Raw genomic sequence first — 14610 nt, 5'->3', positions numbered from 1 at the left:
GTAATCGCTTGACTTTAGTGGAGCGTCACCACATCTCGTGAAAATATGCAAGTGCTGAAAGATTTATTTTTTCCGATGATCGGGTATGAATTTGCGGTGCTTCAAAAAAACTGGCCGGTGCAAATCTTAACTATAATTCGCAACCGAGGTGCTGAGTGAAGTAAGTGTTGCTTCGGAATCGGAAATTTCCTTCAGTTCTATCTATTTTGACAGATCGATTAACAATACTAACTGACCGTTTGACCAGAGTAAATTTGACAAGAAATTCAGAATTATTGCACCTTGTCTGGTGCGCGGCAGCGAACCCTACATTAATCAAATTTGCCTAACTCTTAAGAAAATTTGAGGAAAGATTAAGAATTATTGCCATAAAACCCAGGTAAAGTTGTTTGAATTGCGAGTCAAATCCCAAGCAGGCAAAGGGTTTGAGCATTTCCTAAATCTGTAAATTCTCAGAAAATTAGTATTTCTCAAGGATTCATCCGGTGAGAAAATCAGAAACAACCTTAAAATTTAGCAGTAATCGCCCGATCGGGCAATTCTCAACCAGCACCAGGAAAAATACCTATGAAATTGGCTTATTGGATGTACGCAGGCCCAGCCCACATCGGCACTTTGCGCGTGGCCACTTCCTTCAAAAACGTCCATGCGATCATGCACGCACCCATAGGAGACGACTATTTCAACGTCATGCGTTCCATGCTGGAGAGGGAACGGGATTTCACCCCGGTAACTACCAGCGTCGTTGACAGACACGTACTGGCGCGGGGTTCGCAGGAACGGGTGGTGGACAACATCACCCGCAAAGACAGAGAAGAGCACCCAGATTTAATCGTGCTCACCCCGACTTGCACCTCCAGCATTCTGCAAGAAGACTTGGAAAACTTCGTCGAGCGAGCTCAATTGGATGCCAAAGGCGACGTATTGCTGGCGGATGTTAACCATTATCGGGTAAACGAACTGCAAGCTGCCGATCGCACTTTGGATCAAATCGTCCAATTTTACATAAACAAAGCCCGCAAAAAAGGCGATTTAGTAGAAGCCAAAAGCGAAAAACCATCTGTCAACATTATCGGTATGTCTACCCTGGGTTTCCACAACCAGCACGACTGCACCGAGTTGAAGCGTTTGATGGCAGATTTGGGCATTGAAGTCAACGAAGTTATTCCCGAAGGTGCTTCGGTTCATAACTTAAAAAGACTGCCCCGCGCTTGGTTTAACTTGGTTCCTTATCGGGAATTAGGGATGATGGCCGGGGAGTATTTGCAAAAAGAATTCGGCACGCCAATGGTGGATATTACGCCGATGGGTGTGGTGGAAACGGCGCGCTGTATCCGCAAGATTCAGCAAGTTTTGAATGCTCAAGGTGCGGATGTTGATTACGAAAATTTTATTGACCAACAAACTCGATTTGTGTCGCAGGCTGCTTGGTTTTCGCGATCGATCGACTGCCAAAACTTAACCGGCAAAAAAGCCGTCGTATTTGGCGATAATACGCACGCTGCGGCGATGACGAAGATTTTGGCTCGCGAGATGGGAATCCACGTTGTGTGGGCTGGAACATACTGCAAACACGACGCTGACTGGTTCCGGGAACAGGTTAGCGAGTATTGCGATGAAGTGCTGGTGACGGACGATCACGGGGCGATCGGAGATGCGATCGCCAAAGCGGAACCTTCGGCGATTTTCGGCACGCAAATGGAACGCCACGTCGGTAAGCGGTTGGATATTCCCTGCGGCGTAATTGCTGCACCGATTCACGTTCAAAATTTCCCGATCGGCTACAAGCCATTTTTGGGTTATGAAGGTACGAATCAGTGCGTAGATTTGGTCTACAATTCCTTCACTTTGGGAATGGAAGACCACTTGCTGGAAATCTTCGGCGGCCACGATACTAAGGAAGTGATTACCAAGGGAATTTCGGCTGATTCTGATATGGGTTGGACGAAGGATGGACAGGCAGAATTGAATAAAATCCCTGGTTTTGTGCGGGGTAAGGTGAAGCGGAATACTGAGAAGTTCGCGCGCGATCGGGGGATTGATAAGATTACCGTTGAGGTGCTGTACGCAGCGAAGGAATCTGTCGGCGCGTAGTTTATTGGTAGGGTGGGCATTTGCCCACCTTACTTACACTAATTGCTAGCTAAAAAAACTCATCCTTCCATTTCACTAATCACATCTTGGTTAATTTCTGCAACAGCAAAAATACATCTCATAATTTGAATTAAGATTCCCGTAAATATGTAGTTTGCAAAAGCAGCACTTACAGAACTTGATAAAAGCTGCTTTAACTTTTCTTTTTTGTCTTTATTAGCGTGGGCGTATTCACCATATAGAAACCACTCTAATATTTCCCTCTTAGTTAATTTATTACCAGAATCAATAGCAACATTGAATAGTTCTGTAAACGTTTCATTCAGGTCACTAGCAAGTATCCATTCTGGGTTAGCGTTTGTAGCTGGCCTTACAAAAGGTGAGTCACTATCAAGATAGTTGTTTAACTTATCTCTAATTTGGTTAAAGTCATTCTTGTTTTCTTGAGATGTGGCTAACTCATCGTAAACAGCTTTCATATTACGAAAGGATACAGCTTCGTTGTCTTGAATAAAAAATCTTATTGTTAAAACACAAGCAGCAATCGATTCATAATCGGGTCCTTCAACTGTAACTTGACTTTTTCCCAATGTTTCAGGGCTTTGTTTAAATTCAATTTTTCTTCCAGGAAGTGATGCCATAAACCTTTTATACTGGTTTAAAGTTTCGGCTTTTTCGTTAAAAAGTTGTAATATTTCTAAGTGATTCATTCAATAATTTTGACGAAGGGTTTGTTATTTAAATTGTAGCATCAATTCCCAAATTTATGCAGCACCACCTGTAGAGAAGAGATCGCCCTTTTCAAACCAAGGGCGATCGGCTTAACCCGGCACTTGCACTAACTGCCTGACATCCTCTGCCAGTCGAGTAAAATCATTAGAGTGAAGAGTCAACAACACATCCACACCTGCTTTCAGTGCAGCTTCAGCAGTTAACCATCGTAAATCCCTCTCCCTGGCAGATTTAAACTAACCATTTTGGGTAGTCCTGCATAGGCAGTATAATTAGGGGTTTTATTTCATAGATAAACTGGTGTTATACTCATGAATAAAATACCAAAAAGCTGCCCATGTGATTGGAGAGTGTTTTAGAGAATGAAAGAGTTTTTTTCCCTAGAGATATTCTTGGTCTGATGGTATTATTAAATCTGTTTATATAGGGTAGTCCTGACTATGCAGGACTACCCGATCGCACTTATCGAAATTGATGAAAACTAGCATCAGCGCCCGCAGTTGGCGCACACTATTTAAAATAATTCTCTGCTTTGTCCTCGCGATCGCCTGTTAGTACATAAGTCTTCTCAGCAATCCAAAGTGCCAGTTTTTTAATTGTCCGTCGGCTAGTCAGTTGCAGGGAAACTCACAGAAAAATATCATTTTCAGTAACGAGCTTTCTACTATACATCCAATCCTCTTGTGGGGCGGGCTTCTAGCCTGCCCCTAAAAACTTATTGAGAATAGTGCCCGATCTCAGGGGAAACGGAAATTCCATGGAAGGATTTCCTCCTTGAGGCCAATTGTGAAAACTGTACTGTTCGATCGCCCTAATCAATCCAACTTACCTAGATTAGACGCATCAACATATTTTAAAGGAATGACTTATGAACTTCACAGCAAGACTCACACAAACCAGCTTACTCGGTTTAATGCTATTTGCCAGCAATCCAGCGGCAACCTTTGCTCTAGGACAATCGAACACAAGCACTGCACCAACAGCGTCTCGCACTCAGTCTCCGATTGAAACCATACAAATAGCTAATGTATCCACCCCCCAAAAACTGGTGAGGGATTTTTGTGCTCGCAAAAGACAGAAAGTGGAAAACTATTTCGAGACCAGCAACTTTCGGATTTATCTGTGCTACAACCACGCCAATCAACTATATTACTATGGCGTTAAAAAGAGTAACGGCAGCACGATCGCCCTGCGTGCTCGTACTGAAGAGGGAACTGGTTACGTGGCAAAAAATGGCACCTACGATTACATTGTTACAGGAGCCAGCCTTAGTATTTATAACAAAGGCAAACGCATTCTCGAACAACGAGTGATTCGCTCCCTTTAGTATTTAAATGCGATCGCTCTTTCAAGCCCAGACTTCTTGAAAAAGCCGGGTATCTAACAAAATATCTGGCTTTTCTGCTGAGGCAGACGAAATTTTGTTTAATTTAATCTGGGAGCATCCCGCTCTTGTGGCGCTCGCCGGGAAAGCCTTAAAATAGTTTACCGAAGCATCCCCAATTCCGATTTAATGATCCCGCTTTCCTGCACAACAGCCGACGCCGCTTCCCCCAAAATCCTGTGTGCAGCCGTCGTCGGATGAATTCCGTCCCAAAACAAAAATCGATCGGGGCTACCACAAACACCTCCACCCGATAAACACGCACTCGTCACATTAGTCAAGCCATATTTAGCCGGAGAAGCAATGGCTTCCCGATAAAGCGCATGAGCATCCAGAGTCGCAATCTTTAAGTCAGAATGCTGTTGACTTAATACCTTAACGGTTCGCCTCAAACCCTGATTGTGTGCTTGTGTTAATGCAGTGAGCCTTGCAGAATTAGTGCCTGTTCGCGTCGCCGGTAACTGCCCCAAATCGGGTAAATTTGCTAGCAGGATATTTTTGGCACCCACACCAGCAAGAGATGCGATCGCCCTCGCCACATTTTCAACGGGAATATTCGCATTATTTCCCCCCTGCAAATAGTCATTTGCCCCCGCCCACAGTACATACAGCGCATGAGGATTTGCCTGTTTTTGGGAGTTAGTCCATGACTGAACTTGAGTTAACAAACCAGGGACAAGGCTATTGCGTTCGCTCCCCGTTGTTGCACCTCCATAAGCCAAATTAGTGACTCGTTCAGGCTGCAACTTCAGGCGATCGGCAAGATATTCTACCCAAACCTTACCATTCGAGTAACGCCCTTGAAAGTAAGTCGAACGAGGCGGATATTGACCCCCGCTTGCTCGAAACACCATTCCCATATCCGAAAGACTGTCCCCAAATACATATAGTTCATTGACAGCCTGAGAACTTTGAGCTGATAGCATGAGTGCAGCCATAAAAGATAAAAGCGCAATAATTACTGCGAAAAACTTGATTTTTAACACTTGATATTAGTTATAGACGTAAAATATTTGATAATTTGCGATCGATAATTACCGAGTTCGTGATTTTGACATTTTGTGTTAGTTATATTCTTGAAAAAGCTTAAATATTTGCCCCAATTACTAATCTATCAATTTTGGGAAAAATGTAGGGAGTAAAACTGAACTTTAATTGTGGGTTGCCTCACTCCACTGCTCAACCGACATAGATTGGTGATGTCCTTGACACTTTTCTCATGGTATCTAGCTCATAGCGCTCTAGAGGGGATAAAACCGTACATCTTTTGGGAGATTACCCAATAAAGTTAGGCAAGAGGCGAACCAGCAGCATCCCGGTTTTAAGCTAGCACAAGCTTTAAAACGCTCCTTTTGTTCAGGGGTCATAGCCACTCCTCCTACGAATGCAGTTCACGCTTCTGTTGACGCTCTACCTATTATCCTCTCTTGATAGTTGTTTGACCTAACCGGGCTCCTCCTGACAAAAGTCTCCCAAACAACCACCCTTGAGATAACTATCAATCACGAAAAAAAAGAATTGATTCAAAACTGATTTACTGGGCGATCGAGAAATTGACCGCACTTTTGTTCCTGGAAAGCCGACACAAAACAAAAACCCTCCCCAACAAGGAGAAGGGAGGGTGAAAAGACAGTGAAAATTTTAAGTTTTTGCAGAATTAACAATAAGGAGTTACATCTTCGCCACACTCGTCAGCCAAATAACACAAAGCACGAAAGCGCAGCCCAACGATTTGCTCGTAAAGCGGATTTAACTTGCACAGCGGCGGAATGGATAATAAAGTGCGATCGCCAATTTTGACTTCTCGCTCAAACGGACACTGGCTGGGAATAAACTTACACAGCAACCGAGCCAATTTTTGACTTTTAATTGCAGTGTTATCAAGCCATTCTTTTAGCGGATGCAAGGGGTCAAAGTGTGGCTTTTGACCGTAAGGTTGAGAATTTGTAGCGACATTAACGGCGGTTTCTTGTTTGCCAAACCCTACCCAATTTGGCAGAGTTCGGTAGGAAACTGTATGCTCAAATACGTTCATTTTGCTCTGTTCCTCTTTTATAACGAGGTGCCAAGAACTCTCTGTAGAGCTTGTGCGATTTTATCTACAATCAGTATCTACAGCATCTCGTTTTGCTTTACCGGATTGAACTTCTTAAATTAATGACTTAGGGCGAGAAAAGTAGTTCCTGATTTTTTTTTAAAGGCGGTGTGCGCTCTAAAAACTGTCCTCATTTCAAGCCCAACAATTGATTGATAGGGTAAAAATTCTGTCTTCTACGTTTTAGCTTCAACCTTCGGTTGACTCTCCTTTTGTAGTTCAATTACTATTGTGAGGCATCCAGGCGAATTATCCTATACGTGAAAATGCGGAACTTTTAATAAAACTTATCATATTTCTAAATAAGCTCTGCTGCAAAAAACCCTGAAACCTCGCCCCAACAATCTTTGCTCGCGATCGCTCAGAAACTTCTACAATGAGAAATAATCGGTATCACCGCCCTCACAACCCATGAGTAACCCAGAAACCAAAGCTATCACCCGCGAATTGCAAAGCCACGCCGCCATTCTCGGTGGCTTCGTCTCCCTCCTCTGGATTATCGAAATTGTCGATGTATTCGTATTCCGAGGCAGGCTGAATGCCTACGGAGTCCGCCCCCGCAGCCTCGACGGACTTCAAGGCATCCTGTTGATGCCTTTTCTACACGGCAGTTTTGCTCACTTAGCCGCCAATACCCTCCCTTTAGTGACATTGGGTTGGTTGATCATGCTGCGAGAAATTAGCGACTTTTTTATCGTGAGTGCCGTCACTGTGCTAGTCAGCGGATTCGGAGTTTGGCTGACTGGCGCGCCCTATTCCGTTCACATTGGTGCCAGCGGATTAATCTTTGGTTACTTCGGCTTCTTACTGCTGCGGGGCTATTTTGAACGCAGTTTTACATCTATTTTGGTATCTTTAATTGTCGGTTTCTTCTACGGCAGTTTAATTTGGGGGGTTTTGCCCTCGCAGCCGGGAGTTTCCTGGCAAGCGCATTTCTTTGGCTTTGTCGGCGGGGTATTAACAGCTCAACTTTTAGGGCGGCGGAAACGGGAAATTAGCTAGGATTAGGACTTGTGGTGTATCCTATCATCACCTTAGTTTATTGCCCCGAACTTATTTGAAAGCGTAGGTTTTTTGTCCGTAAACCTGCTTTATTGTGTAAAAAGTGCGTCCCGGATAGCAAGACTAACTGCTGACCAATAATTCAACGCGGGCAGGCAAGTACACAGTAAAAACCGAACCGCAACCTAACTCGCTTTCAACGTGCATATCGCCACCCATCATCACGCAAAAGTGACGGCTAATAGTCAATCCCAAACCGGTGCCACCATACTTGCGCGTAGTTGAGGCGTCGCCCTGCATAAAAGCTTGAAATAAATGCTGCAATTGTTCGGGGGGAATCCCAATACCCGTATCAGCTACGCGAAAAATTATTGAGTCGGAAGGTTCTGCTATTTCTTGAGTTGTTAAGCTGTCATGTTTAACTCTTTCAATGCAGAGGGTAATAGTGCCACCTTCCGTAAATTTGGCTGCATTGCTCAGCAGGTTGAGCAATATTTGACGAGTTTTGGTAATGTCAGCATACATCATTCCCAAGTCGCTACCACAATCAACTTCAAACTTATTAGAATTTTTATCTACCAAGGGTTTGACAGTAGAAACTACCTCGTCAATTAAATTAACCGGATTGAAAGTTTCTAAGTAAAGTTCCATCCGACCCGCTTCAATCTTAGAAATATCTAGAATGTCGCTAATTAAAGATAGCAAGTGTTTGCCCGCTGTTTGAATTTTTTGCAAGTCGGGGATAAAATCTTCGCAGCCTAAATCCTCGGCGTCTTCTTTGAGGATATCGCTGTAACCAATAATCGCGTTGAGAGGAGTTCGCAATTCATGGCTCATATTAGCTAAAAAGGCGCTTTTGGCTTGGTTTGCAGCTTGAGCGGTTTGAGCGACTTTTTGGAATTCTTCTGCTAATTTGCGCTGGGTAATATCTTCGGCAATACCGACGATGCGGTAAATTTCTCCGGTTTGGCTGCGGACTGGAAAAGCCCGATCGCGCACCCAGCAAACTGAACCTTCCGTTGGCGTAGCCCCCGTAGGGGATCGCACTACCCGATACTCTTCGTCATAATCGCCCCGCACCTGTTTCTCAAAAGCAGCCTTGACGCGATCGAGATCCTCCGGGTGAATAGCATCCCAAAAAGCCTCCGGTTCTGACTGCAAACTCTGACAGCTCAAATTCCATATTTTTTCGCAAGCAGGACTCACATAAAGTAGCTGCTTTTGATTGGGTTCTCTAATCCAAAATACCTCATGAATATTTTCTGCCAACTGACGAAACCGCTCCTCGCTGGCCCGCAACTTCTCCACAGCACTGTGAAATTCAGTCACATCCTGAATCAGCGATGCCACCCCGATGATCGTGCCGTCAGCATCAACCAAAGTCGTATTGTACCACTCGCAAAGAATAATTTTGCCATCCTTTCGGATGTTCTCGTTAATGCTACTAATTCCTCCTTGATTAGTGAGCAAAGTTATAGATAGTCGCCTAACATAGTCCTTAGCACTTTCAGGAACTATTAGATCGACTCCGTGGCGTCCCATTGCTTCCAAGCGGCTGTATCCAAAAATTCTTTCGGCTGACAAATTCCATTCCGCTACTTCAAAGTTGAGATCCCATTCAATCGCTCCCAAAGGAGTTTGGTGAAGATGGAGAGCCAGTTTTTGCTGCGATTTTTTCAGAGAAAGAATTAATTCATTTTTGTCGGCGATCGCAGATTCTACCCGCTCTTCGAGAGTAGTAAACGACTCTTCCAATTGACCGGCCATCCTATTAAAAGAGCGAGCCAAGACACCCACCTCATCCTCCCGATCTACAGACGCCATCAAGCGGGGATCTACCGCCATCCCGTCCCATTCTCCCCGCGACAAAGCCTCCGCAGCCTTGCTCAGACGCCGAATCGGTACAACAATCCACCTAGAAGTCAGAGCGCCAATCGCCGTTGCCAGCACCAAAGCACCCAGACACATCACCACAGTATACCGAGTGTTGGCATTAATCCTTTCCATAAAATCGGCTTCAGGAACCGTCACCACAATCAACCAGTCGAGGCCCCTGCTGTCTAAAAGCGGCGTCACCTGTAGAAATTGCCGTTGACCGTCGATCGTAAAATCTAACTGGCGAGAGCTGTCAATTTTGTGCAAATCTCCGAAGCGCTCTGTCAAATAGCGGGCGGTCGATCGAATTAGAACATTCTTGCTGCTCGTGGCCACAATCCGTTTCGCAACACCATTGCTAACAATAAATGGCGGTTCCTGAGTAGAATTTGCCACCAATTGCCCAGACCTTTCTACAATAAAAGTCTGTCCTGATTTGCCAATTTTTAGAGTTTCCAAGAATTGATTGAGCTTGGAAAGTGCCAAGTCAGAACCCAGGATGCCAATCAGTTTACCATCCTCGCCATAAACTGGTTGAGCAGCCGTAATCGCTAGTTTGGGAGCGTCAAAATAATTATAGATTTTACTCCAAGTCGGTTTGCCGGCCCGCACCGGAGCTATGTACCAAGGTCGGACGCGGGGGTCGTAGTTGAGAGTTGTTTTTAATAGCTTGGTTTGTTTCTCGAACTGGGACAGCCCGTAGCTATGCAAATTATAGCCAGTAGATTGATTAGAAATCTGAACTTGCAACTTGCCGTCGTCGAGGCGTTCAACTCCAATAAAATCTTTTGCTTCGGATGCGAATTGAATGTAGCTAATTTTATCAAAAATTTTTATTTGTTTGTAGAAGTAGCGTTGCAAACTATCACTATCCCGCTCGTTCACAATGCCGAGACGGATGGCATCGAGATTTAGCTGATTGATTTGGTGTGGCGTTTCAATATAACTATTAATATGTTGCTGGATACGCGATGTGACTTCTGTCCGCAGTTGTGCGGCAACATGGTTGACGGCTATGCGCCCGTTCCGCAGCGACAGCCACCCCGTCAACCCTACCGCAGCGAAAGTCTGGAGGGCAAAAGGCACAACAAGGACGATGCGAATTGGCACTTTGCCCGACATTTTTAAAATCGGGTCGGTCAGATATTTGATTGGCATGGTAAAGCAGAACTATTATGAACCCACAACATTCCTGTCAAGTACAACTTGATGAGCGCAGGTTTTGAAGTTGAGATGGTTTTAGTAGGCACAGTGCTGTTAATAACTCGGAATCTGCCGCTGGCAACTGAATTTTTAACGACTGCCACCGCCATCTTAGCGCGATCGCGACCTTTGGGAACATTGGCGATCGAGATGAATGCAGTATCAATCCTCCATGCAGTCTACACGCTCATACTATTATAGATTTTGAGATTAAAGAATTGAATAATTGGGAAAAACTGATTCTGTAAGGGTTTAGAAGTTGCCTGCTGTTGCATTCTTTTTTTTAACCGATTTCTGAAACCGGGTTTTTTTAGCATTTTGGCGGGCTGTAACTAACTATTGTCGTGAAAAAACCAATTGGTGAATAGCCACCCTTCCATCCACCACTAACTCTTTTTCCACTTCTGAGGTGCCCTAATCAAACAAATCGAGTTTTTGGTTGACTCATTCCTGAAATGACGTATTCTGGGGTTTCAACCGGGTTGCTGGGTTAGTTCTATTTTTCCGATAGCGCGAGCGAAAATTATAAGTTTTCACAGCAACTGCAATTTATATCTCCCCAAGCAGCTACTTTGGATAGAGTGCAACTTAATGCCGACTCGGTACAATAAGCGCATAGTAGGATGCAACTAGCGGAGGCATGGATGATGAACGCAGTTATTGCTACTCTTGGCACTGCTCTCGGACTGAGCTCAATTTTTATCGGTTTGACCCCGGCGGTTCTCGCCCAACAAAGACTGCAACCAGCGCCCCAATATTCGGAAACGACTTTATCTGGGGATTCATTGAGGGCTGTGGAGGACAGAACCTTAGACTCTGACTACCAAAACTTGATTGGTGAACCAGAAACGGCAGCTAATTCTGCTAGAAGGGAAAGCAGCTTGGGCGACACATTTCGCCTCAAAATCGATGGCCCATTGGAATTTATTACTACTCCTTCGGACGCCCAGCGTCAAGGAAATCCTTTACCTCCAAAACAAACCGACAGCGGTACAGAAGCGGGAGTTCAGCTTCAGCTAGGACTTTAGCAATTTTAAATGAATTCATTTAAAGCAAGCGATCGCGGAACCCAATTTTTGACTCTCGGAGTTATTGTGACTGCGATCGCTTTTTTATCAGAGTTTTATCACAAGTTTTGTGCGGTTTCCCTCACACAAGGTTCTCTATTGTGAACCTACAATTAGACCAATTAAACTTCCGATACAGACCGATTAGCTACATATCTTTACAATAGCGCATAAAACTGGCGGTGAAGGTGATGAGAAAGGCTCAACTTATCGATTATTTGCGGGGAGAGTTGGCGATATCGAATTCGGCGATCGCCGTTGCTCTCCGACACGGTGAACAAGATGCCAGCGAACTGCCGATGGTTCTGTGGCAGTACGGGTTAGTAACACTGGAACAATTAAATCTGATTTTTGATTGGCTGGAAGCTCAGCCGACTTAGCAATTTAACATCCTGAGTTAAAAAATATGGATATCGGATTGCAATTTTTTGACAAATAAAGCTTGCACAAACGGTTGTCGAAAAGTATAGGGTTGAGTGTTTAGGTTGAGGGTGGGTCTTATTTTGTCCCAATTAGAAAAATACAAATATACAGTAGGGACACAGCACTGCTGTGTCCTCATTTTTTTTGCCGCCTAAAATAAACTGCTTTCATATCAAATGTGGCAGCATCGGAATTAATATTGCCCACAGATTTCGAGACGGCAGTGGCGTCTCCTCTATATCATGTCGCTCGTGCAACCGGAAACGCTATCAATCGTCGAAGATGCGATCGCCGACGGCATCCAACAGACGGTATAAAACAAACCCCAGCAACTTTTAGGCTGCCGGGGCTTGTCTTGTTTAATTTGGTGGCGGGAAGTGGATTTGAACCACTGACCTTCGGGTTATGAGCCCGACGAGCTACCAGGCTGCTCTATCCCGCGTCGCTTTGTCTCTCTTTAATATAAACATATCTTTCTGAAAATTGCAACCCCTAAATCAAAAAAACTTTTTAGATTATGGGAGGGGTTGCTTAAATCGGCTCAGAGTCTCGATCGCCCTAAAGCATCGAAACTTCCCCGATTACCTCCAAGCGCTTGAACTCGCTGAGAGTGAGGTAAGTTTCCGAAAGAGTTTCGGCGATCGTCGGAGTAATCCACCCCAACTGCTTGAGCAAGTGAATCGCCACAGCAAATTGAGCCCGCTTTCCCCCATCCGTCACCTTAATTGCCAAGCCCATGCCTTCGCCAACGCGGCCAATGCACTGCACCCCTTCGGCGCCGGATTTGCTCACCAATTCCCCTTGAGTCAAGCGCATCAGTTCCGTGTCAAATTTGCCCTCACCAGCAACCATCATCGGGTGGTGAGTCATAGCGCGGACAATCCGCTCCATATCCACATTGTTACCGGAGGCTAACTGAGCGTACAAAGACGCCATTTGCCCCAACTGCAACAGATAGGTAGGAGCGCCGCAGTCGTCGCGAGCGCTGATAAACTCTTCGGCAGGCATGGCCAGCAAGTCAGCCACTTTGCCCAAAATAAGCTGCTGGACAGGATGTTTGCGGCGCAAATAAGTGTCCAGAGGCCAGTGCAGTTGCTGGCAGACAGCCAGCATACCGGCGTGTTTGCCGGAACAGTTGTATTGCAGGGCGCTCTTTTTGCCTTCAGGAATGGGGCATTGAAGTTTAGATGGGTCAATGTCGCAGCGCCACAGGACGTTAAATACCTGTCGCGATTGCTCGATCGTACCTTGATGGGAACTGCAAATAATCGCTAAATCTCGATCGGTCAATTCGTAGCGTTCTAAAGTGCCAGTCGCCGTCACCGCCAAAGCTTGAAAAGGCTTGAGTGAAGAACGGACAAATGAGGCCGTTTCCGAGTTACCAGCAACAGACAGAACGCGCCCGCGGTTGTCGCAGACAGCGGCCTGGGCGCGGTGCCTCGATTCCACAATACCTTCGCGCAGCAATGTGACTTCCAGTTCGGGAGCTTGGGTTCGTTTTCCCCTTGTCATATCAATTTTAGATTTTAGATTTTAGATTTTAGATTGGGGTTCAGGAAGTTAGGAGTTGCGAGCTGCCAGTTAAGAGTTATAAAGTTAATCTTTCTGCGATCGTTTCTCACTCATGCACTCCGTGCGTGTTGTTGGCTGTGCGCGGCAATCTCAAAACTCAAAACTCCCTTCCATTCACAATTACAAACAACTCCAAGTTAGTCCCCCGGCAACCAGCAATACTGTCAAACCATAAAATGTCTGCCGCAGACGCCTGAGAATTGGTTCTAGTTGGTAGTTGACAATCAACTGATCTTGAAGCAAAACTTCGGGAGTTTTAGGCCAAGATTGACAATCGTACCAACCAGACTCTTCGTAGACGACCGTGGGATTTGAAAGGCGCGATCGCACGTAGAACCAACCCAAGTAGAGCCGCAGCAAAGCTAATCCTAGAATAAAACCGGCACCTGCGGCACTGCTGAGGACAAACTGAGCTGGATACTTGACAGGAGCAAAGCTAGAAGCAGCTATCGGCCCCGATACCAAGCAACTCCAAGCCCACACCCAAGCTAGTTTTGCCAGGTATCCTGGCCAATTGAGTGTTACCCAGCTAAAAAACCAGGATTCTTTAAGTTCTTGGTATTCATTGATGGGTCGCTGTTCTTGCGGAACGGGACAAATAGAAGCAGAAACGTTTTTCACATTAGCCATCCTCACGGCGCGGGGGAAAAGTCAATGCGTTCGGCGTGTCCCCAGAACGCTTCTAAATTGTAGAACTCCCGCTCTTGAGGCTTCAAGATGTGAATGATTGCGTCGCCGTAGTCCATGACTACCCAACTAGCGTCTGATAGGCCTTGTGTACGCAGTGGCAAGCGTTGCCACTCTTCTTCCACTTGGTCTGCTATTGCTTGGGAGATGGCTCGTACCTGCACGTTGGAAAATCCGGTGATGATCGCAAAGTAGTCTGCCAAATAGCAGACTTCTGCCACCCGGAGCAATACAATATCTACTGCTTTGCGGTCATCGGCTGCTTGGGCAACGGTCATGATCAGACCACGGGCTTCGTCTGAGGAGGTGCCGCCCGTTGCTGTAGACTGAGCCCTGGAGTATTCGAGTTGAGTTAGATCTGACATTAAGTGTTTAATTTCCTAAGTGATCGGGTAAGGGGAAATGGGTGCGCTATTGGCTTTCGGTTGTTGGCAGTTTGAGACGGGAAATAGGAGTTAGGTTGAAGCTAAAAGTAA

Annotated in this window: 14 protein-coding genes and 1 tRNA gene; 7 read left to right on the top strand and 8 right to left on the bottom strand. The window is 45.4% G+C overall.

All coding sequences use genetic code 11. The features are described from left to right. The first annotated feature begins 567 nt into the window (after positions 1 to 567). On the top strand, positions 568 to 2094 hold the full coding sequence (bchB, locus tag QUA23_RS03130; RefSeq protein WP_190659189.1) for a ferredoxin:protochlorophyllide reductase (ATP-dependent) subunit B: 1527 nt from the start codon (positions 568 to 570) through the stop codon (positions 2092 to 2094). 59 nt (positions 2095 to 2153) lie between these two features. On the opposite strand, the gene QUA23_RS03125 is transcribed toward bchB, so the two are convergent. Next, positions 2154 to 2804, bottom strand: coding sequence for a hypothetical protein (locus tag QUA23_RS03125; RefSeq protein ID WP_333073130.1), 651 nt, complete (start codon positions 2802 to 2804; stop codon positions 2154 to 2156). 890 nt (positions 2805 to 3694) lie between these two features. On the opposite strand from QUA23_RS03125, the gene QUA23_RS03115 reads away from it, so the two are divergent. After that, a complete protein-coding gene (locus QUA23_RS03115) occupies positions 3695 to 4153 on the top strand; it encodes a hypothetical protein (RefSeq protein WP_333073129.1) in 459 nt (152 codons plus the stop codon). Positions 4154 to 4311: 158 nt separating this feature from the next. Here QUA23_RS03115 and QUA23_RS03110 read toward each other — a convergent pair whose 3' ends face one another. Both QUA23_RS03110 and QUA23_RS03105 read right to left on the bottom strand, forming a co-directional pair. Continuing rightward, the gene (locus QUA23_RS03110; RefSeq protein WP_333073128.1) at positions 4312 to 5148 is read right to left on the bottom strand and encodes an SGNH/GDSL hydrolase family protein; all 837 of its coding nucleotides are present in this window, start codon (positions 5146 to 5148) and stop codon (positions 4312 to 4314) included. Positions 5149 to 5867: 719 nt separating this feature from the next. Then, a complete protein-coding gene (locus QUA23_RS03105; RefSeq protein ID WP_333041720.1) occupies positions 5868 to 6245 on the bottom strand; it encodes a Mo-dependent nitrogenase C-terminal domain-containing protein in 378 nt (125 codons plus the stop codon). Positions 6246 to 6716: 471 nt separating this feature from the next. On the opposite strand from QUA23_RS03105, the gene QUA23_RS03100 reads away from it, so the two are divergent. Next, positions 6717 to 7307 carry a rhomboid family intramembrane serine protease gene (locus tag QUA23_RS03100; protein ID WP_333073126.1) on the top strand — a complete coding sequence of 197 codons (591 nt, stop codon included), beginning with the start codon at positions 6717 to 6719 and terminating at the stop codon, positions 7305 to 7307. Positions 7308 to 7430: 123 nt separating this feature from the next. Here QUA23_RS03100 and QUA23_RS03095 read toward each other — a convergent pair whose 3' ends face one another. Then, positions 7431 to 10340, bottom strand: a complete 2910-nt coding sequence (locus QUA23_RS03095; RefSeq protein ID WP_333073125.1) for a PAS domain S-box protein — start codon at positions 10338 to 10340, stop codon at positions 7431 to 7433. Between the two features lie 51 nt (positions 10341 to 10391). Here QUA23_RS03095 and QUA23_RS03090 point away from each other — a divergent pair, with 51 nt between their 5' ends. The 4 genes from QUA23_RS03090 (at position 10392) to QUA23_RS03075 (ending at position 11832) form a co-directional block, all read left to right on the top strand. Then, the gene (locus QUA23_RS03090) at positions 10392 to 10586 is read left to right on the top strand and encodes a hypothetical protein (protein ID WP_333073124.1); all 195 of its coding nucleotides are present in this window, start codon (positions 10392 to 10394) and stop codon (positions 10584 to 10586) included. 443 nt (positions 10587 to 11029) lie between these two features. Further along, on the top strand, positions 11030 to 11413 hold the full coding sequence (locus tag QUA23_RS03085; protein ID WP_333073123.1) for a hypothetical protein: 384 nt from the start codon (positions 11030 to 11032) through the stop codon (positions 11411 to 11413). Between the two features lie 9 nt (positions 11414 to 11422). Beyond that, the gene (locus QUA23_RS03080; protein WP_333073122.1) at positions 11423 to 11557 is read left to right on the top strand and encodes a hypothetical protein; all 135 of its coding nucleotides are present in this window, start codon (positions 11423 to 11425) and stop codon (positions 11555 to 11557) included. Between the two features lie 86 nt (positions 11558 to 11643). Further along, complete coding sequence (locus QUA23_RS03075) at positions 11644 to 11832, top strand: DUF2949 domain-containing protein (protein ID WP_015178546.1); 189 nt, start codon at positions 11644 to 11646, stop codon at positions 11830 to 11832. Between the two features lie 408 nt (positions 11833 to 12240). Here QUA23_RS03075 and QUA23_RS03070 read toward each other — a convergent pair. The 4 genes from QUA23_RS03070 to rsfS all read right to left on the bottom strand — a co-directional run bounded on the left by QUA23_RS03070 (position 12241) and on the right by rsfS (position 14499). Then, positions 12241 to 12317 (bottom strand) — tRNA-Met (locus tag QUA23_RS03070). A gap of 116 nt (positions 12318 to 12433) precedes the next feature. Then, a complete protein-coding gene (locus QUA23_RS03065) occupies positions 12434 to 13387 on the bottom strand; it encodes an asparaginase (RefSeq protein ID WP_333065553.1) in 954 nt (317 codons plus the stop codon). Positions 13388 to 13567: 180 nt separating this feature from the next. Continuing rightward, positions 13568 to 14077 carry a CGLD27 family protein gene (locus QUA23_RS03060; RefSeq protein WP_333065555.1) on the bottom strand — a complete coding sequence of 170 codons (510 nt, stop codon included), beginning with the start codon at positions 14075 to 14077 and terminating at the stop codon, positions 13568 to 13570. Between the two features lie 2 nt (positions 14078 to 14079). Next, entirely contained in the window at positions 14080 to 14499 is a 420-nt protein-coding gene (rsfS, locus tag QUA23_RS03055; RefSeq protein WP_333073121.1) for a ribosome silencing factor, read from the bottom strand. Positions 14500 to 14610: the final 111 nt, after the last annotated feature.

This window comes from Microcoleus sp. Pol1C5, assembly GCF_036701115.1.
Classification (GTDB): Bacteria; Cyanobacteriota; Cyanobacteriia; order Cyanobacteriales; family Microcoleaceae; genus Microcoleus.
This window is presented reverse-complemented; position numbering and strand designations above follow the sequence as displayed.